This window comes from Pseudomonas sp. NY5710 (genome assembly GCF_013305665.1).
Lineage (GTDB): Bacteria > Pseudomonadota > Gammaproteobacteria > Pseudomonadales > Pseudomonadaceae > Aquipseudomonas > Aquipseudomonas juntendi.
Map to the genome: position 1 here is coordinate 5,144,762 of NZ_CP045554.1, position 17,373 is coordinate 5,162,134.

19 protein-coding genes and 1 pseudogene are annotated in these 17,373 nt (G+C 63.8%); 12 read left to right on the plus strand and 8 right to left on the minus strand.

All coding sequences use genetic code 11. The features are described 5' to 3' along the window. The first annotated feature begins 29 nt into the window (after window positions 1–29). The 8 genes and pseudogenes from proC to GEV39_RS23660 all read left to right on the plus strand — a co-directional run bounded on the left by proC (window position 30) and on the right by GEV39_RS23660 (window position 5,535). A complete protein-coding gene (proC, locus tag GEV39_RS23630; RefSeq protein WP_173891422.1) occupies window positions 30–848 on the plus strand; it encodes a pyrroline-5-carboxylate reductase in 819 nt (272 codons plus the stop codon). A 10-nt stretch (window positions 849–858) separates the two neighbouring features. After that, entirely contained in the window at window positions 859–1,449 is a 591-nt protein-coding gene (locus GEV39_RS23635; RefSeq protein ID WP_173891423.1) for a YggT family protein, read from the plus strand. Window positions 1,450–1,537: 88 nt separating this feature from the next. After that, window positions 1,538–2,677, plus strand: a complete 1,140-nt coding sequence (gene metX / locus GEV39_RS23640) for a homoserine O-succinyltransferase MetX (RefSeq protein WP_173891424.1) — start codon at window positions 1,538–1,540, stop codon at window positions 2,675–2,677. 7 nt (window positions 2,678–2,684) lie between these two features. Beyond that, window positions 2,685–3,305: a methionine biosynthesis protein MetW gene (gene metW / locus GEV39_RS23645; protein WP_009684928.1), complete on the plus strand. Its 621-nt coding sequence runs from the start codon at window positions 2,685–2,687 to the stop codon at window positions 3,303–3,305. A 36-nt stretch (window positions 3,306–3,341) separates the two neighbouring features. Next, window positions 3,342–3,434 (plus strand): annotated as a pseudogene (locus GEV39_RS26680) (DUF4426 domain-containing protein); the annotation flags it as partial. Then, a complete protein-coding gene (gene rdgB, locus GEV39_RS23650) occupies window positions 3,431–4,027 on the plus strand; it encodes an RdgB/HAM1 family non-canonical purine NTP pyrophosphatase (RefSeq protein ID WP_173891425.1) in 597 nt (198 codons plus the stop codon). The pseudogene GEV39_RS26680 and the gene rdgB, both read left to right, overlap by 4 nt. Beyond that, on the plus strand, window positions 4,024–5,199 hold the full coding sequence (hemW, locus tag GEV39_RS23655; RefSeq protein ID WP_173891426.1) for a radical SAM family heme chaperone HemW: 1,176 nt from the start codon (window positions 4,024–4,026) through the stop codon (window positions 5,197–5,199). Before rdgB ends, hemW begins: the two co-directional genes overlap by 4 nt. 9 nt (window positions 5,200–5,208) lie before the next feature. Next, window positions 5,209–5,535 carry a DUF3392 family protein gene (locus GEV39_RS23660; RefSeq protein ID WP_173891427.1) on the plus strand — a complete coding sequence of 109 codons (327 nt, stop codon included), beginning with the start codon at window positions 5,209–5,211 and terminating at the stop codon, window positions 5,533–5,535. Window positions 5,536–6,378: 843 nt separating this feature from the next. Here the strand turns inward: GEV39_RS23660 and trmB are convergent. The 4 genes from trmB to GEV39_RS23680 form a co-directional block, all read right to left on the minus strand. After that, complete coding sequence (gene trmB / locus GEV39_RS23665) at window positions 6,379–7,101, minus strand: tRNA (guanosine(46)-N7)-methyltransferase TrmB (RefSeq protein WP_009684922.1); 723 nt, start codon at window positions 7,099–7,101, stop codon at window positions 6,379–6,381. Between the two features lie 9 nt (window positions 7,102–7,110). Beyond that, window positions 7,111–7,923 carry a thiazole synthase gene (locus GEV39_RS23670; RefSeq protein WP_173891428.1) on the minus strand — a complete coding sequence of 271 codons (813 nt, stop codon included), beginning with the start codon at window positions 7,921–7,923 and terminating at the stop codon, window positions 7,111–7,113. 54 nt (window positions 7,924–7,977) lie between these two features. Continuing rightward, the gene (gene thiS / locus GEV39_RS23675) at window positions 7,978–8,178 is read right to left on the minus strand and encodes a sulfur carrier protein ThiS (protein WP_009684920.1); all 201 of its coding nucleotides are present in this window, start codon (window positions 8,176–8,178) and stop codon (window positions 7,978–7,980) included. 102 nt (window positions 8,179–8,280) lie between these two features. Then, a complete protein-coding gene (locus GEV39_RS23680) occupies window positions 8,281–8,652 on the minus strand; it encodes a DUF423 domain-containing protein (protein ID WP_173891429.1) in 372 nt (123 codons plus the stop codon). A 64-nt stretch (window positions 8,653–8,716) separates the two neighbouring features. Here GEV39_RS23680 and mtgA point away from each other — a divergent pair, with 64 nt between their 5' ends. Then, on the plus strand, window positions 8,717–9,427 hold the full coding sequence (gene mtgA / locus GEV39_RS23685; protein WP_173891430.1) for a monofunctional biosynthetic peptidoglycan transglycosylase: 711 nt from the start codon (window positions 8,717–8,719) through the stop codon (window positions 9,425–9,427). Between the two features lie 75 nt (window positions 9,428–9,502). Here the strand turns inward: mtgA and rpoH are convergent, their stop codons facing one another. The 4 genes from rpoH to ftsY form a co-directional block, all read right to left on the minus strand. Continuing rightward, a complete protein-coding gene (rpoH, locus tag GEV39_RS23690) occupies window positions 9,503–10,357 on the minus strand; it encodes an RNA polymerase sigma factor RpoH (protein ID WP_173891431.1) in 855 nt (284 codons plus the stop codon). Window positions 10,358–10,468: 111 nt separating this feature from the next. Then, on the minus strand, window positions 10,469–11,494 hold the full coding sequence (ftsX, locus tag GEV39_RS23695) for a permease-like cell division protein FtsX (RefSeq protein ID WP_173891432.1): 1,026 nt from the start codon (window positions 11,492–11,494) through the stop codon (window positions 10,469–10,471). After that, window positions 11,491–12,162: a cell division ATP-binding protein FtsE gene (gene ftsE, locus GEV39_RS23700; RefSeq protein ID WP_009684915.1), complete on the minus strand. Its 672-nt coding sequence runs from the start codon at window positions 12,160–12,162 to the stop codon at window positions 11,491–11,493. Before ftsE ends, ftsX begins: the two co-directional genes overlap by 4 nt. Before the next feature lie 2 nt (window positions 12,163–12,164). Then, window positions 12,165–13,637, minus strand: coding sequence for a signal recognition particle-docking protein FtsY (ftsY, locus tag GEV39_RS23705; RefSeq protein ID WP_173891433.1), 1,473 nt, complete (start codon window positions 13,635–13,637; stop codon window positions 12,165–12,167). 231 nt (window positions 13,638–13,868) lie between these two features. Here ftsY and GEV39_RS23710 point away from each other — a divergent pair, with 231 nt between their 5' ends. From GEV39_RS23710 to rsmD, 3 genes are read left to right on the plus strand one after another with little or no spacing between them, the layout of a single operon-like run. Next, entirely contained in the window at window positions 13,869–15,224 is a 1,356-nt protein-coding gene (locus GEV39_RS23710) for a M16 family metallopeptidase (protein WP_173891434.1), read from the plus strand. After that, complete coding sequence (locus GEV39_RS23715; protein ID WP_110677663.1) at window positions 15,217–16,707, plus strand: M16 family metallopeptidase; 1,491 nt, start codon at window positions 15,217–15,219, stop codon at window positions 16,705–16,707. The genes GEV39_RS23710 and GEV39_RS23715 overlap by 8 nt, the downstream gene beginning before the upstream one ends. Further along, window positions 16,707–17,309: a 16S rRNA (guanine(966)-N(2))-methyltransferase RsmD gene (gene rsmD, locus GEV39_RS23720; RefSeq protein WP_173891435.1), complete on the plus strand. Its 603-nt coding sequence runs from the start codon at window positions 16,707–16,709 to the stop codon at window positions 17,307–17,309. The genes GEV39_RS23715 and rsmD overlap by 1 nt, the downstream gene beginning before the upstream one ends. Window positions 17,310–17,373 lie beyond the last annotated feature (64 nt).

The following is a 17,373-nucleotide window of genomic DNA, read 5'->3' on the forward strand; positions in this document are numbered from 1 at the left end:
TTACTCACTCTTTTCCACAAGGACCTGACATGAGCAAGACTCGTATTGCCTTTATCGGCGCCGGCAACATGGCCGCCAGCCTGATCGGAGGTCTGCGTGCCCAGGGCCTGGACGCCTCGCAGATTCGCGCCAGCGATCCGGGCGCCGAGACCCGCAGCCGCATCCAGGCCGAACACGGCATCCAAACCTTCGAGGACAATGCCCAGGCCATCGACGGTGCCGACGTGATCGTGCTGGCGGTCAAGCCGCAGGTCATGAAAGCGGTGTGCCAGGCCTTGCAAGCCAGCCTGCGCGATGGCCAACTCATCGTTTCCATCGCTGCCGGCATCACCTGCGCCAGCCTGCAAAGCTGGGTGGGCGCGCGCCCCGTGGTGCGCTGCATGCCCAACACGCCGGCGCTCCTGCGCCAGGGCGTGAGCGGCCTGTACGCCACCGCCGAGGTGTCCGCCGCACAGCGCCAGCAGGCCGAGCAACTGCTGTCGGCGGTAGGCACGGCGCTGTGGCTTGAGCAGGAACAGCAACTGGACGCCGTGACCGCGGTTTCCGGCAGCGGCCCGGCCTACTTCTTCCTGCTGATAGAAGCCATGACTGCCGCAGGCGAAAAGCTTGGGCTGCCGCGTGAAACCGCCTCTCAACTGACCCTGCACACGGCCTTGGGCGCTGCACGCATGGCGGTCGCCAGCGATGTCGACGCCGCCGAACTGCGCCGCCGTGTCACCTCGCCCGCCGGCACCACTGAAGCGGCGATCAAGTCGTTCCAGGCCAGCGGCTTCGAAGCGATCGTCGAGCAGGCCCTGCAGGCTGCCGCGACGCGCTCCGCGGAACTGGCCGAACAACTGGGCAAATAAGGAGTTATCGATGAATGCACTCTCCGGCGCCGCGATCTTCGTGGTGCAAACCTTGGTCAGCCTGTACCTGGTGATCGTGCTGCTGCGCTTCGTGCTGCAGCTGGTCAAGGCCAATTTCTACAACCCGCTGTGCCAGTTCGCGGTGCGCGCCACCCAGCCGCTGCTCAAGCCGATCCGCCGCATCATCCCCAGCGTGGGCGGCCTGGACACCTCGTCGCTGCTGCTGTCGGTGCTGATCCAAGCGCTGCTGATGGCCTTCGTGCTGATGGTCACCTACGGCACCTTCGGTGACGTCCTGCACCTGCTGATGTGGGCGATCATCGGTATTACCTCGCTGTTCCTGAAGATTTTCTGGGTGGCGATGATCGTCATGGTGATCGTTTCCTGGGTTGCGCCCAACAGCCACAACCCGGCCGCCGAACTGGCCTACCAGATCAGCGAACCGGTGCTGGCCCCCTTCCGCCGCATCGTGCCCAACCTGGGCGGCATGGACATTTCGCCGATCTTCGCCTTCCTGGCGATCCAGGTGATCCAGTCGTTCGTCATGCCGCCGCTGGCTGCCTACGCCGGCATGCCCCAGGAGCTGTGGCGCATGATCTGACCCCGCATGCACCCGGCGGCAAGCCTTTGCTTGCCGCTGGGGGTAGCGCTCTTTAGACTTACGCCTCCGTCAAGCGTGAGCAGGGTCGATGTCCACTGTCTTTCCCGAAGATTCCGTCGGTCTGGTAGTACCGCAAACCGCCCGGTTCGATGAACCGCTGGCGCTGGCCTGCGGCCGCTCCCTGGCCGGTTACGAGCTGGTCTACGAGACCTACGGCACCCTCAATGCCAGCGCGAGCAACGCCGTGCTGATCTGCCATGCGCTGTCTGGCCACCACCATGCCGCCGGCTACCATGCCGCCACCGACCGCAAACCGGGTTGGTGGGACAGCTGCATCGGCCCTGGCAAGCCCATCGATACCAACCGTTTCTTCGTGGTCAGCCTGAACAACCTCGGCGGTTGCAACGGCAGCACCGGCCCCAGCAGCGTCAACCCGGCCACCGGCAAACCCTACGGCGCCGAGTTTCCGGTACTGACCGTGGAAGACTGGGTGCACAGCCAGGCGCGCCTGGCCGATCGCCTGGGCATCCAGCAGTGGGCAGCCATCGTTGGCGGTAGCCTGGGTGGCATGCAGGCGCTGCAGTGGACCATGACCTACCCGGAGCGCGTGCGCCACTGCGTCGACATCGCCTCGGCACCGAAACTGTCGGCGCAGAACATCGCCTTCAACGAAGTGGCACGCCAGGCCATCCTCACCGACCCCGAGTTCCACGGCGGTTCGTTCCAGGACCAGGGCGTGATCCCCAAGCGGGGCTTGATGCTGGCGCGCATGGTCGGCCACATCACCTACCTGTCCGATGACTCGATGGGTGAAAAATTCGGCCGCGAGCTCAAGAGCGACAAGCTCAACTATGACTTTCACAGCGTCGAGTTCCAGGTCGAGAGCTACCTGCGCTACCAGGGGGAGGAGTTTTCCGGGCGGTTCGATGCCAACACCTACCTGCTGATGACCAAGGCGCTGGACTACTTCGACCCCGCTGCCGCTCACGGCGGCGACCTGGCAGCCACCCTGGCCAACGTCAAGGCAGACTACTGCATCATGTCGTTCACCACCGACTGGCGCTTCTCCCCCGCCCGTTCGCGGGAGATCGTCGACGCCCTGATGGCAGCACGCAAGAACGTCTGCTACCTGGAGATCGACTCACCTTATGGGCACGATGCCTTCTTGATCCCCACACCTCGCTACATGCAGGGTTTCTCGAACTACATGAACCGCATTGCCATCTGAGGACAGCATGAGAGCCGATCTGGAAATCATCCACGACTGGATCCCCGCCGGCAGCCGGGTACTCGACCTGGGCTGCGGCAGCGGCGAACTGCTGGCCTCGCTGCGTGACCGCAAGCAGGTCACCGGCTATGGCCTGGAGATCGACCCCGACAATATCGCCGCCTGCGTGGCCAAGGGTGTGAACGTCATCGAGCAAGACCTGGACAAAGGCCTGGGCAACTTCGCCAGCAACAGTTTTGACGTGGTGATCATGACGCAGGCCCTGCAGGCCGTGGAGTACCCCGATCGCATCCTCGACGAGATGCTGCGCGTGGGCCGCCAGTGCATCATCACCTTCCCCAACTTCGGGCACTGGCGTTGCCGCTGGTACCTGGCGACCAAAGGCCGCATGCCGGTATCGGACTTCATGCCCTATACCTGGTACAACACACCGAACATTCACTTCTGCACCTTCGCCGACTTTGAAGAGCTGGTGCATGAGCGCCGGGCCAAGGTGCTCGACCGCCTGGCGGTCGACCACCTGCACCGCAATGGGTGGGGTGGCCGGCTTTGGCCTAATCTTCTGGGTGAGATCGGCATCTACCGCGTCAGCAGCCCGAGCCTGCAAGAGCACCAGCTCGCGGTCTGACACACACCGGAGGAAGCGCCCATGCGTCGCCCCGTGCGCAGCAGCCCGCTAGGGTTCAAGCAGATTATCGAAACCGGCGGCATCAGCAACTCCATCAGTTTCAACCAGGAAGTGTTCCCAGGCGAATGATGAATTTCCAGCAACTCGTATTGGCCAGCCACAACGCCGGCAAACTCAAGGAACTCCAGGCCATGCTCGGCCAATCGGTGCAACTGCGCTCGATTGGCGAATTCAGCCAGGTAGAGCCAGAAGAAACTGGCTTGTCGTTCGTCGAAAACGCCATCCTCAAGGCGCGCAACGCTGCACGTATTTCCGGCCTGCCGGCCTTGGCCGACGATTCCGGCCTGGCCGTGGACTTCCTCGGCGGTGCGCCGGGCATCTACTCGGCGCGCTATGCCGATGGCAAGGGTGACGCGGCAAACAATGCCAAGCTGCTCGACGCGCTGAAAGATGTGCCAGAAGCCGAGCGCGGTGCACAGTTCGTCTGTGTGCTGGCACTGGTCCGCCACGCGGATGACCCGCTCCCGATCCTCTGCGAGGGCCTGTGGCAAGGGCGCATTCTGTTCCAGGCCAGTGGCGAGCATGGCTTCGGCTACGACCCGCTGTTCTGGGTGCCCGAACGCAACTGCTCCAGCGCCGACCTGGCACCTGTGGACAAGAACCAGCTCAGCCACCGCGCCCGCGCCATGGCCCTGCTGCGCCAACGCCTGGGCCTGGCATGATCGCAACGCTGGCTACCCCTGGCGCGGCGGGCTTTACCAGCCTGCCGCCGCTGGCGCTGTACATCCACATTCCGTGGTGCGTGCGCAAATGCCCTTACTGCGACTTCAACTCCCACGCGGCCGGCCCTGAGCTGCCGGAAGACGCCTACGTCGCGGCGCTGTTGACCGACCTGGACCAGGAGCTGGCGGCGGTGCAAGGCAGGCCGATCAGCTCGATCTTCTTCGGTGGCGGTACGCCCAGCCTGTTCAGTGCAGGCTCCCTGGGCCGCCTGCTGCGCGGCGTGGAGCAGCGCATACCGTTCGCAGCAGACATCGAGATCACCCTGGAGGCCAACCCGGGCACCTTCGAGCAGGACAAGTTCAAGGCCTACCGGCAAACCGGCATCAATCGCCTGTCCATTGGCGTGCAGAGCTTTCAGCCGGCCAAGCTGCAGGCCCTTGGGCGCATCCACAATGGTGACGAAGCTGTCCGAGCCGCCGGCATGGCGCGCGCGGCCGGCTTCGATAACTTCAACATGGACCTCATGCACGGCCTGCCCGATCAGTCGCTGGAAGACGCCCTGGGCGACCTGCGCCAAGCCATGGACCTGGGGCCCACTCACCTGTCGTGGTACCAACTGACCGTCGAGCCCAACACGGTATTCTGGAACCAGCGGCCGGAGCTGCCCGAGGACGACATTCTCTGGGACATCCAAGAAGCCGGCCAGGCGCTGATGGCCGAGCATGGTTTTCGCCAGTACGAGGTCTCGGCCTATGCTCAGGCTGGCCGCGCTGCGCGGCATAACCTCAACTACTGGCGTTTTGGCGACTTCATCGGCATCGGCGCCGGCGCCCACGGCAAACTGACCTTCGCTGACGGCCGCATCCTGCGCACCTGGAAGACTCGTTTGCCCAAGGACTACCTGAACCTGGCCAAACCGTACAAGGCCGGTGAGAAGCTGCTGCCAGTTGACGAGTTGCCGTTCGAGTTCCTGATGAACGCCCTGCGCCTGACCGATGGTGTGGAAGCCCAGCTGTTCACCCAGCGCACCGGCTTGCCGCTGGAGCAGTTGCGCGAAGCCCGTCGGGCAGCCGAACAAAAGGGCCTTTTGCAGGTCGAACCGGATCGACTGGTGGCCACGCCAAGGGGCCAGCTATTCCTCAATGACCTGCTGCAGTATTTCTTGACCTAAGGATGACCCATGGATCTGGTACTTGATCTGCTCGCGACGGTTTCCCGCTGGAGCCGCGGCAACCTGTCAGAAATTTCGCTGGCCTTGGTAGGCTGCATGCTTGTGCTGTTCGGCAGCGACGTCAAAGGCTGGGCCGAACAACGGCTGGGCAGCCTGGCGGGCGCCCTGCGCGTACCGTTCATGGCGGTGATGGTGATGATCGGCAGCGGCGCGGCACTGATCTATGCCACACCCTGGGTGGTGAAGGGGCTGAGCCAGTTCAACAACTACGCCCTGGCGCCCGTGCTGCTGGTGGTCGTGGTGCTGATTGGCGTGGTGGCCGACCGGCGCGGCTGAAACACAGCCTGGGGCTGAACGCGTGTGGGAAATTCTGTCTTGCCCAGTTTCTAGAAGCTGGCGCGATCACTGTAGGAGCGGGTTTACCCGCGAAGAGGTCGGCACTGCCAGCAGAAGGCTTGAGATAGCCGGGGCTGCTTTGCAGCCCATCGCGACACAAGGCCGCTCCTACACCGATCGCGCTAGTTGATCAGCGCAGGAAACAAGCGGGGCGCAGATTCTAAAAGCTGCCCCGGCAAACCAGGGCAGCCCTACCACTTGACTAGCCTTTAACGGGCGTCATCGAAGTGGTCGCGCATGAAGTCCCGAACGGTCTTGAGCAAGATCAAAATCCGGGCGAGCCTCCAGACACGGCTCAGCGCATCAAGCAATCGCTTCATGTGCATTGGCCTCCGTGTTGGCGGGCCAATCTTCCAGCATCTAACCGGTACTTCGATGCCTTCGAAAGCTGTGTAGAGCGTTCAGTGAAGTGGCCAGGTTAATGGCCCTTCGAAGAAGTCACCGGCACGGTTCTCAGGCCATGTCGAAGGGGCCGGAAAGCAGAATTCTTCTCCTACCCGACCCATCACTGAATGGACTCTCACAGGAGCAGCTAGATGATACCCGGTCTACTTGACCGAGACTGTTAACTGCTTCGACACACTTGATGCCGGGTATTTCCGCACATTGACCCTGCTTCTGAAGGTGCCTATGATCACCTGACTGTGTAGAGCTTTCAGTGAAGCCTTGAAGCGAAGGATACTCAGTCCTTTTGCTCACACAAAAAAACCGCTCATCTCAGAGCGGTTTTTTTTGGCCTGCATTTCTACAGGCCCCAGCGTACCAAAAGGCCGATTCAGCCGATCAGTCCACCTTCTCGAACTTCAAATCCCACACCCCATGCCCAAGCCGCTCGCCGCGGCGTTCGAACTTGGTGATCGGGCGCTCTTCGGGGCGCGGTACGTAGGTACCGTCTGCTGCGCGGTTGCGGTAGCCCGGAGCAGCGCTCATCACTTCCAGCATGTACTCGGCATACGGCTCCCAGTCGGTGGCCATGTGGAACACGCCACCGGGCTTGAGCTTGCGCCGTACCAGCTCGGCGAACTCCAGCTGCACGATACGGCGCTTGTGGTGGCGCGCCTTGTGCCAAGGGTCGGGGAAGAACAGCATCAGGCGGTCGAGGCTGTTGTCGGCCACGCAGCGGTTCAACACTTCGATGGCATCGCAGTCATACACCCGCAGGTTCTTCAAACCCTGGGTCAGCACACCATTGAGCAGCGCACCAACACCGGGGCGGTGTACTTCCACACCAATGAAGTCCTGCTCCGGCGCGGCGGCGGCCATTTCCAGCAGGGAATGCCCCATACCGAAGCCGATCTCCAGGGTACGCGGCGCACAACGGCCGAATACCTGGTCGTAGTCCACCGGGCTGTCGGCCAACGGCAGGATGTACAGCGGGCCGCCTTGGTCCAGGCCGCGTTGCTGGCCTTCGGTCATACGCCCGGCACGCATCACGAAACTCTTGATGCGGCGGTGTGGGCGCTGGTCGCCGTCGGCGGCGATCGGCGTATCTTGCGAATCAGTCATCTGGGGCTCTTACTTGATCAGACCATCCAGCGGCGAAGAGGCGCTGGCATAGAGTTTTTTCGGCATCCGGCCGGCCAGGTAGGCCATGCGACCGGCGACGATGGCGTGCTTCATGGCTTCGGCCATCAACACCGGCTGCTGGGCGTGGGCAATGGCCGAGTTCATCAGCACCGCCTCGCAGCCCATTTCCATGGCGATGGTGGCGTCGGAAGCGGTGCCCACGCCGGCATCGACCAGCACCGGGACTTTCGATTCTTCCAGGATGATCTGCAGGTTGTACGGGTTGCAGATACCCAGGCCCGTGCCGATCAGGCCGGCCAACGGCATCACCGCGATGCAGCCCGCCTCAGCCAGCTGGCGGGCTATGATCGGGTCATCGCTGGTGTAGACCATCACGTCGAAACCATCCTTGACCAGCACTTCGGCGGCCTTGAGGGTTTCGATCACGTTGGGGAACAGGGTCTTCTGGTCCGCCAGCACTTCGAGCTTGACCAAGGTCCGCGACTCGTGGGACTTGTAGCCTTCCAGCAGCTCGCGGGCCAGGCGGCAGGTACGCACGGCCTCGGTGGCGTCGAAGCAGCCTGCGGTATTGGGCAGGATGGTGTACTTGTCGGGCGACAACACGTCGAGCAGGTTCGGCTCACCCGCGTTCTGGCCAAGGTTGGTCCGGCGCACGGCCACGGTGACGATCTCGGCACCCGAGGCCTCGGTGGCCAGGCGGGTCTCTTCCATGTCACGGTATTTGCCGGTGCCGACCAGCAGGCGCGACTGGAACGTGCGCCCGGCCAGAATGAAGGGCTTGTCGCTGCGAACGTTGCTCATCGTTGTTCCTCGGGAAAAGGTTGCAGGGCTTGCTTGTGAACCACCAGGCTGCTGTCAGCCGCCACCGATCGCGTGGACCACTTCGACCTGGTCGCCGTCGTTCAGCAGGGTGCTCTCGTGCTGGCTACGCGGCACGATATCCAGGTTCAGTTCCACGGCAATGCGGCGCCCACTGAGCTCCAGGCGCGTCAGCAGGGCTGCAACGCTCTCGCCGGCAGGCAGTTCGTAAGGTTCACCGTTCAGTTGAATGCGCATGCGCACGGCCACCATTATTCTTTGGGGCCCGCATTCTAGCGCCGAACCGCCCCGCAACCCAAGGGCGGTACGCGCCATTAGTCGCGATTGTGGACCAGCTGGTCAGCCCAGCCGCCAGGCCGCCAACCCAAGGCATAGCCAGCCGGCCAGGAAACACAGGCCGCCAATCGGGGTGATGATGCCCAGCTTGGTCAGGCCGCTGAGGGCCAGCAGGTACAGGCTGCCGGAGAACAGCGCGATACCCGCCGCAAACAGCCCACCGGCCCAGCCCACCAGGCGCCCAGGCAGGTGCGCCGAGAGCACGGCAACCGCAAGAATCGCCAGCGCATGCACCAGTTGGTAGGTCACGCCGGTGTGGAACACCGCCAGGTAGTCGGCCGTCAGCCGGTTTTTCAGGCCGTGGGCGGCGAAGGCACCCAGTGCGACTCCGGTAAAGCCGAAAAAGGCGGCAAGCATCAGGAAGCTGCGAAGCATGGGACGACTCCTTGGATCGGGTCTGTATAATGGCCCCTTCCACCCGTACGGCCAAGCCATCGTCATGCTGCCATCCCTTATTCGCCGCCTCTTCCGTGCCCTGCTCTGGTTCGCTGCCGGCAGCATCGTGCTGGTGCTGGTGTTCCGCTGGGTGCCCCCGCCCGGCACGGCGCTGATGGTCGAGCGCAAGGTGCAATCCTGGGTCAATGGCGAACCCATCGACCTGCAGCGCGAATGGGAGCCGTGGCAGAACATTTCCGATGAACTCAAGGTCGCGGTCATTGCCGGCGAGGACCAGAAATTTGCCAGCCACTGGGGCTTCGACATCCCGGCAATCCAGGCTGCGCTGGCCTACAACGAACGCGGTGGCAGCATCCGTGGCGCCAGCACCCTGACCCAGCAAGTGGCCAAGAACCTGTTCCTGTGGTCGGGGCGCAGCTGGTTCCGCAAAGGGCTGGAAGCCTGGTTCACGGCACTGATCGAACTGCTCTGGTCCAAGGAACGCATTCTCGAGGTTTACCTAAACAGCGCCGAGTGGGGCAAAGGCGTATTCGGGGCTCAGGCGGCGGCGCGCTATCACTTTGGTGTCGATGCCAGCCAGCTCACCCGCCAGCAGGCAGCGCAACTGGCCGCAGTATTGCCCAGCCCGATCAAGTGGAGTGCCAGCCGGCCGAGCGCCTACGTGGCAAGCCGTGCCGGGTGGATTCGCCGGCAAATGAGCCAGCTGGGTGGCCCCAGCTACCTAATGCAGCTCGACTCATCCAGAAAGCTTTGAATGCAGTGCCGACACAAATGAAAAAGCCGCTCGCTCCGTCGGAGCCAGCGGCTTTTCTGTACAACAAAGGCCCGATCAGGCTGCGATCAGTGCCTTGACCTTGTTCATCGCATTCTTCTCCAGCTGGCGAATCCGCTCAGCCGAAACGCTGTACTTGTCTGCCAGCTCATGCAGGGTGGCCTTCTCTTCAGCCAACCAGCGCTGGTAGAGAATGTCGCGGCTGCGCTCGTCCAGCCCTTGCAGCGCTTCGTGCAGGTTGCTGGTGGAGTTGTCGCTCCAGTCGGCATCCTCCAGTTGCACCGCCGGGTCGTACCGGTGGTCTTCCAGGTAATGCGCAGGGGACTGGAACGCGCTGTCGTCGTCAGCTTCCGCTGCCGGGTCGAACGCCATGTCCTGCCCGCTGAGGCGGCTTTCCATCTCGCGCACTTCACGCGGCTCGACGCCAAGGCTCTCCGCCACGCGTTGCACTTCGTCGTTGTTCAACCAGGCCAGGCGCTTCTTCTGGCTGCGCAGGTTGAAGAACAGCTTACGCTGGGCCTTGGTGGTGGCCACCTTGACGATGCGCCAGTTGCGCAGGATGAACTCGTGGATCTCGGCCTTGATCCAGTGCACGGCGAACGACACCAGGCGCACGCCCATTTCAGGGTTGAAGCGTTTGACGGCCTTCATCAGGCCAACGTTGCCTTCCTGAATCAGGTCAGCCTGGGCCAGCCCATAGCCAGCATAGCTACGGGCGATATGTACGACGAAACGCAGGTGGGCCATCACCATTTGACGAGCGGCCTCGACATCCTGCTGATAATAGAGACGCTCGCCCAGATCACGCTCCTGCTCGACCGTCAGCAGCGGGATGCTGTTGACCGTGTGCACATAGGCTTCCAGGTTTGCACCGGGTACCAAGGCATAGGCAGGTTGCAACGATGTGGTCATTCAAGAACCTCCGACTTACTAGACTCGCGCTTTTTGGGCGCTGCCAACATTGACCTGGGACGACGGTACAAGTTCCATCGTGAACAAAATGTCAATGCTGGCCTGTAAAAACTATCGCGGTGCCAGCTCGTTCAAGTGGCGGGCGACTGCAATCCATGCACCGATATACCCCAACAACACCGCTCCGATCAAGAGCGACAGCCCGTCGGACCCCGGCACGCCGCCCAGGGCGAAGTCACTGCCGTATAGCCCGGAAAGCCCTACCACCGCCTCGTTCAGCCAGTTCAGGCCAAACGCCAGGATCCCCCACGCCAGCAGCCCTGCACCCAGGCCATACAATGCGCCCATGTACAGGAAAGGCCGCCGTACGTAGGCGTCAGTGCCGCCGACCAGCTTGATCACTTCGATCTCGATGCGGCGGTTTTCGATATGTAGACGAATTGTGTTACCGATTACTAACAGCAGCGCGGAAATAAGCATCACCGCCAGACCGAAGACGAACCGGTCACCCAGCTTGAGGATCGCCGCCAGCCGCTCGACCCAGACCAGGTCCAGTTGCGCCACATCCACCCGCGGCAGCTCCGCAAGGCGCTGACGCAAGGCTTCAAGCGCGGGCTTGTCGACCTCGGTCGGGGTGACTACCACCACACCTGGCAGCGGGTTTTCCGGCAGTTCGCGCAAGGCCTCGCCCAGGCCGGACTGCTGCTGGAATTCCTCCAGCGCCTGCTCGCGGCTGACATACTGCGCGTCTGCCACGCCGGGCATGCCCTTGATCTCGTCACGCAGCGCCTCGCCATCACGGCTGCCGGCATCCAGCTTGAGGTACAGCGAAATCTGCGCCGCGCGCTGCCACGAACCGCCCAATTGCTCGACGTTCTTCAGCAACAACGACAGCCCCATCGGCATGCTCAGCGCGACGGCCATTACCAGGCAGGTGAAGAAGCTGCCGATCGGCTGCTTGCCCAGCCGGCGCAGGCTGTCAGCCAGGCTGGCACGGTGGCTTTCCAGCCAGGCATGCAACAACGTGCGCAAATCCGGGCCGTCATCGTCTTCGCCGCGTTTTTTCTTCGCCGGCTGCGGGTCGGCTGGCTTCGGCGCAACGCGCTCGGAAACCTTTGGCGTACGTGTAGTGCTCATTGCCCGGCCTCCCCATCGCCGATCAAGCGGCCGCGCTGCAAGGTCAGCATGCGGTGGCGCATGCGCGCAATCAGTGCCAGGTCGTGACTGGCGATCAAAACCGTAGTACCCAGGCGATTGATGTCCTCGAATACCCCCATGATCTCTGCGGCCAGCCGCGGGTCGAGGTTACCGGTGGGTTCATCGGCCAACAGCAGCGCTGGCTGGTGGACGATCGCCCGGGCAATCCCGACCCGCTGCTGCTGCCCGGTGGACAGGTCAGCCGGGAACAGCTCGCCCTTGTCGGCCAGGGACACGCGCTCCAGGGCGGAATCGACGCGCTTGGCGATCTCGGCCTTGGACAAGCCCAGAATCTGCAGCGGCAGGGCAATGTTGTTGAACACCGTGCGGTCGAACAACAGCTGGTGGTTCTGGAACACCACGCCGATCTGCCGGCGCAGGAACGGGATCTGGGCGTTACTTATCTGGCCCAGGTCCTGCCCGGCCAGCATCAGCTTGCCGCTGGTCGGGCGCTCCATGGCCAGCAGCAGGCGCAGCAAGGTGCTCTTGCCGGCCCCCGAGTGGCCGGTGACGAACAGGAATTCGCCCCGGCGCGCCCGGAAACTCAGCTCATGCAAACCGACATGACCATTGGGATAGCGCTTGGCAACCTGTTCGAATCGGATCATGGTCAGTCTCGCTCGGCGAACAGAGCCTTGACGAAAGGCTCCGCTTCGAAGGTGCGCAGGTCGTCGATGCCTTCGCCGACACCGATGAAGCGGATCGGCAACTTGAACTGCTTGGCCAAGGCGAAGATCACCCCGCCCTTGGCGGTGCCATCGAGCTTGGTCAGGGCCAGGCCGGTCAATTCGACACTCTGGTTGAAGTACTTGGCCTGACTGATGGCGTTCTGCCCGGTACCGGCGTCGAGCACCAGCAGCACCTCGTGCGGCGCCTCGGCGTCGAGCTTGCCGATCACCCGGCGCACCTTCTTCAGCTCCTCCATCAGGTTGTCCTTGGTGTGCAGGCGGCCGGCGGTGTCGGCGATCAGCACGTCCACGCCGCGGGCCTTGGCGGCCTGCACGGCGTCGAAAATGACCGATGCGGAGTCGGCGCCGGTGTGCTGGGCGATGACCGGAATCTGGTTACGCTCACCCCACACCTGCAACTGCTCGACCGCTGCGGCGCGGAAGGTATCGCCGGCGGCCAGCATCACCTTCTTGCCTTCCTGTTGCAGTTTTTTCGCCAGTTTGCCGATGGTGGTGGTCTTGCCGGCGCCGTTCACGCCTACCACCAGGATCACGTAGGGTTTGTTCTGCGCCTGCACTTTCAATGGCTGCTCGACCGGACGCAACAATGCCGCCAGCTCTTCCTGCAGCGACTTGTAAAGAGCGTCGGCATCGGCCAGTTGCTTGCGGGCGACTTTCTGGGTCAGGTTCTGGACGATGGTCGAGGTGGCCTCCACGCCCACATCGGCGGTCAGCAGGCGCGTTTCGATCTCGTCGAGCAAGTCGTCGTCGATGACTTTCTTGCCCAGGAACAGGCTGGCCATCCCCTCGCCAATGGAGGCGCTGGTCTTCGACAGGCCCTGCTTGAGGCGGGCAAAGAAGCCAGGCTTGGCCTGTTCGGCCGGCGCCGCCGGCGGCTCTGGCGCGACCTCGACGGCTGTAGCGGCCACGGCCGGTGGGGCCACCACCTCAGGTGCCGGGCGCTCGGGGATTACCGGTGGCGCTTTGGGTTCCAGGTCCGGCACCAGCGCTACCGGCTCTTCAGCCACCGGCAGTACCAGGTTGCTGACCGGCGCAGGCTCGGTAGGGGCGACGTCCACCAAAGCGGCCGGCACCGGCGCAGGTGCGACGGGTTGCGGAGCGGGCGCTACCGGCGGCGGGGAAACCAGCGGCTCGGGTTCAGCGACCGGCAACGGCTGCGCAGCGACCGGCGCCGGCGCTTCGGCTGCCGGGGCAGGCGCGAGCGCGTCAGGCTGCGGCGTTTCAGCAGCGGGGGCCTCGACCGGAGCGGCTACAGGTTGCTCGACAGCGGGGGCTTCACTGGCGGGAACGCCAGCGTCCACAGGTTGTTGCGGCTTCTTGCGAAACCAGCTGAACAGGCCTTTCTTTTCACCAGCCTCGGCCGGCGCTTTCTTGTCGTCGTTGGAACCAAACATGGAAGACGGCTATCTCAGGGTAGCGATGCGCCAGCTACGGCGGATCGGGAATTCTCTCTACGCAGAACAGACTATCTTGAAGCCGGCTGGTTCATGCGCAATGTTTTGTCTTAGTGTCCTGTGGGCCAGAACGGCGACAGGCATGGTCGCCAGGCAACCGGATCAGTATCCTAGCACCTCCTGGCCCGTCGACGCTAAACCCAGCGGGCCGCCGAACAGGTTAAACACCGTATGAATGCTCTAGCCCGCCGCGCCGCTGGCCTGTTGCTCGGCACGCTCTGCCTGCCGCTCGCGGCCTTCGCCGCCGATGTGCAACCCACCCACGAATTCATCCTCGACAACGGCCTCAAGGTCGTGGTTCGCGAAGACCACCGCGCCCCGGTGGTGGTCTCGCAGATCTGGTACAAGGTCGGTTCCAGCTACGAAACCCCGGGCCAGACCGGCCTGTCGCACGCCCTGGAGCACATGATGTTCAAGGGGAGCGCCAAGCTCGGCCCCGGCGAAGCCTCACGCGTGCTGCGCGACCTGGGGGCTGAAGAGAATGCCTTCACCAGCGACGACTACACCGCCTATTACCAGGTGCTGGCGCGTGACCGCCTGCCCGTAGCCCTGGAACTGGAGGCCGACCGCCTGGCCAGCCTGCGCTTGCCAGCCGACGAATTCAGCAAGGAAATCGAGGTCATCAAGGAAGAGCGCCGCCTGCGTACCGACGATCAGCCCACTGCAAAGGCCTTCGAGCTGTTCCGCGCCATGGCCTACCCTGCCAGCGGCTACCATACCCCGACCATCGGCTGGATGGCCGACCTGGAGCGCATGAAGGTCGAGGAACTGCGCCACTGGTACGAGTCCTGGTATGCCCCCAACAATGCCACCCTGGTGGTGGTCGGCGATGTCACCCCCGACGAGGTCAAAGGCCTGGCGCAGAAGTACTTCGGCAGCATCCCGAAGCGCACCGTGCCACCGGCCAAGCTGCCACTGGAACTCGCAGAACCCGGCCAGCGCCAGCTGACCCTGCACGTGCGCACCCAACTGCCGAGCCTGATCTACGGTTTCAACGTGCCCGGCCTGGCCACTGCCAAGGACCCCCGCACCGTACACGCCCTGCGCCTGATCTCGGCGCTGCTCGACGGCGGCTACAGCGCCCGCATGCCGGCGCGCCTGGAGCGTGGCCAGGAGCTGGTGGCCGGTGCTTCGTCCAGCTACAACGCCTTTACCCGTGGCGACAGCCTGTTCCTGATTTCGGCCACGCCGAACGTTCAGAAGCAGAAAACCCTGGCCGACGTCGAGAAGGGCGTGTGGCAACTGCTGGACGAACTCAAAACCACCCCGCCCAGCGCCGAAGAACTGGAGCGCGTACGCGCCCAGGTTATCGCCGGCCTGGTCTATGACCGCGACTCCATCAGCAGCCAGGCCACCACCATTGGCCAACTGGAAACCGTCGGCCTGTCCTGGAAGCTGATCGACAGCGAACTGGACGAGCTCAAGCGCGTTACCCCGCAGGACGTCCAGAACGCCGCGCGCACCTATTTCACCCGCGAACGCCTGAGCGTTGCCCATGTACTGCCCGAGGAGTCCGCTCATGAGTGATCGTCGCGCACCACGCCCAACCCTGTTGGCCACCGGTATCCGCGCCCTGGCGCTGGCAGCGGTGCTGGCTGCCCCGGCCCTGGCCGACAACGCCGCCAAGGCCGACAACACTGCGGCCCGGCCGGCCAACACCCTGCAGTCGCTGGCCGAGCTGGACGGCAAGGCGCCGAGCCGGCGCCAGCTGAACATCCAGCACTGGAACACCGCCGAAGGGGCCCGGGTGCTGTTCGTCGAGGCGCGCGAGCTGCCGATGTTCGACCTGCGCGTGACCTTTGCCGCCGGCAGCAGCCAGGACGGCGGCACGCCAGGCCTGGCTGCCTTGACCAACGCCATGCTCAACGAAGGCGTGGCCGGCAAGGACGTGACCGCCATCGCCGAAGGCTTCGAGAGCCTGGGTGCAGACTTTGGCAACGGCTCCTACCGTGACATGGCCGTGGCCTCGTTGCGCAGCCTCAGCGCCAAGGACAAGCGCGAGCCGGCGCTCAAGCTGTTCACCGAGGTCGCCGGCAAGCCGAGCTTCCCTGAAGACGCGCTCAAGCGCATCAAGAACCAGATGCTGGCCGGCTTCGAGTACGAGAAGCAGAACCCTGGCAAAATCGCTGGCAAAGCGCTGTTCGCCAACCTCTATGGCGACCACCCCTACGCCCACCCCAGCGACGGCACTGCCGAAAGCATCAACGGCATCGGCCTGGCCCAACTGCGTGCTTTCCATGCCAAGGCCTACACCGGTGGCAACGCCGTGATCGCCCTGGTCGGCGACCTCAGCCGCGCCGAAGCCGAAGCCATCGCCGCCCAGGTGTCCGCCGGGCTACCCAAAGGCCCGGCGCTGCCCGCGCCGGCGCAGCCGGCCGAAGCCAAGCCCGGCCTGACCCACATCGATTTCCCTTCCAAGCAGACCCACCTGATGCTGGCCGAGCTTGGTATCGACCGCCAGGACCCGGACTGGCCTGCACTGTCGCTGGGTAACCAGATCCTCGGCGGCGGTGCTTTCGGTACCCGGCTGATGAGCGAGGTGCGGGAAAAACGCGGCCTGACCTACGGCGTTTACTCGGTATTCAGCCCGATGCAGGTGCGCGGCCCGTTCATGATCAACCTGCAAACTCGTGCCGAACTCAGCGAGGGCACGCTCAAGCTGGTGCAGGGCATTCTGGCCGATTACCTCAAGACCGGCCCCACCCAGCAGGAGCTGGACGATGCCAAGCGCGAACTGGCCGGCAGCTTCCCGCTGTCCAATGCCAGCAATGCCAGCATCGTCGGCCAGCTGGGCGCCATCGGCTTCTACAACTTGCCGCTGACCTGGCTGGAGGACTTCATGCAGCAGTCCCAGGCCCTCACTGTCGAGCAGGTCAAGGCCGCCATGAACAAACACCTGTCAGCCGATAAACTGGTGATCGTCACCGTTGGCCCGAAAGTGCCACAGAAACCGCTGCCAGCACCCACTGACAAGCCCTCCGAGCAGCCGCTCGGGGTACCGGAGCACTAATGCCAAGATCCACCCCTCCCGCCCGCCCACAAACCGGGCAAAGCAAGGGCCAGGGCCACCTGCGCATCATCGCCGGCGAGTGGCGTAGCCGTCGCCTGGCGGTGCCGGAAGGTGAAGGCCTGCGGCCAACGCCCGACCGTGTGCGCGAAACCGTCTTCAACTGGCTGGCGCCCTATATCGAGGGCGCTCGGGTACTGGACGCCTTCACCGGCAGTGGCGCCCTTGTGCTCGAAGCCCTGTCCCGCGGCGCCGAAGACGCCGTGGCACTGGACAGCAACCCGGCGGCCATCGTCAACCTGAAAAACAACCTGGAAATCCTCCGCTGCCCGCGCGGGCAAATCCTGCAAACCGATGCCCTGCGCTACTTGCAGAACCCGGCCAAGCAGCAGTTCGACGTGGTGTTCCTCGACCCGCCATTCCACCAGGATCTGCTGGCCAACACCTGCAACCTGCTGGAGCAGCACCAGTGGCTCAGCGAGCAAGCCTGGGTCTACACCGAGAGCGAAGCAGCGCCATCGGCCCTGCAACTGCCCGGCAACTGGCGTTTGCATCGCGAGAAAAAAACCGGCCAGGTGTATTACGCGCTGTGGCAGCGGGGCTAACTATGTAGCGCTGCCTGCGGCGCCATCTCGCTGAAGCTGTTGCGGTTCACCCAACCGGAGCACT

Excerpts from the sequence above, each read along its gene's own strand:
- proC (WP_173891422.1), top strand. The coding sequence starts at position 30 with ATGAGCAAGACTCGTATTGCCTTTATCGGCGCCGGCAACATGGCCGCC.
- GEV39_RS23635 (WP_173891423.1), top strand. The coding sequence starts at position 859 with ATGAATGCACTCTCCGGCGCCGCGATCTTCGTGGTGCAAACCTTGGTC.
- metX (WP_173891424.1), top strand. The coding sequence starts at position 1,538 with ATGTCCACTGTCTTTCCCGAAGATTCCGTCGGTCTGGTAGTACCGCAA.
- metW (WP_009684928.1), top strand. The coding sequence starts at position 2,685 with ATGAGAGCCGATCTGGAAATCATCCACGACTGGATCCCCGCCGGCAGC.
- rdgB (WP_173891425.1), top strand. The coding sequence starts at position 3,431 with ATGATGAATTTCCAGCAACTCGTATTGGCCAGCCACAACGCCGGCAAA.
- hemW (WP_173891426.1), top strand. The coding sequence starts at position 4,024 with ATGATCGCAACGCTGGCTACCCCTGGCGCGGCGGGCTTTACCAGCCTG.
- GEV39_RS23660 (WP_173891427.1), top strand. The coding sequence starts at position 5,209 with ATGGATCTGGTACTTGATCTGCTCGCGACGGTTTCCCGCTGGAGCCGC.
- trmB (WP_009684922.1), bottom strand. The coding sequence starts at position 7,101 with ATGACTGATTCGCAAGATACGCCGATCGCCGCCGACGGCGACCAGCGC.
- GEV39_RS23670 (WP_173891428.1), bottom strand. The coding sequence starts at position 7,923 with ATGAGCAACGTTCGCAGCGACAAGCCCTTCATTCTGGCCGGGCGCACG.
- thiS (WP_009684920.1), bottom strand. The coding sequence starts at position 8,178 with ATGCGCATTCAACTGAACGGTGAACCTTACGAACTGCCTGCCGGCGAG.
- GEV39_RS23680 (WP_173891429.1), bottom strand. The coding sequence starts at position 8,652 with ATGCTTCGCAGCTTCCTGATGCTTGCCGCCTTTTTCGGCTTTACCGGA.
- mtgA (WP_173891430.1), top strand. The coding sequence starts at position 8,717 with ATGCTGCCATCCCTTATTCGCCGCCTCTTCCGTGCCCTGCTCTGGTTC.
- rpoH (WP_173891431.1), bottom strand. The coding sequence starts at position 10,357 with ATGACCACATCGTTGCAACCTGCCTATGCCTTGGTACCCGGTGCAAAC.
- ftsX (WP_173891432.1), bottom strand. The coding sequence starts at position 11,494 with ATGAGCACTACACGTACGCCAAAGGTTTCCGAGCGCGTTGCGCCGAAG.
- ftsE (WP_009684915.1), bottom strand. The coding sequence starts at position 12,162 with ATGATCCGATTCGAACAGGTTGCCAAGCGCTATCCCAATGGTCATGTC.
- ftsY (WP_173891433.1), bottom strand. The coding sequence starts at position 13,637 with ATGTTTGGTTCCAACGACGACAAGAAAGCGCCGGCCGAGGCTGGTGAA.
- GEV39_RS23710 (WP_173891434.1), top strand. The coding sequence starts at position 13,869 with ATGAATGCTCTAGCCCGCCGCGCCGCTGGCCTGTTGCTCGGCACGCTC.
- GEV39_RS23715 (WP_110677663.1), top strand. The coding sequence starts at position 15,217 with ATGAGTGATCGTCGCGCACCACGCCCAACCCTGTTGGCCACCGGTATC.
- rsmD (WP_173891435.1), top strand. The coding sequence starts at position 16,707 with ATGCCAAGATCCACCCCTCCCGCCCGCCCACAAACCGGGCAAAGCAAG.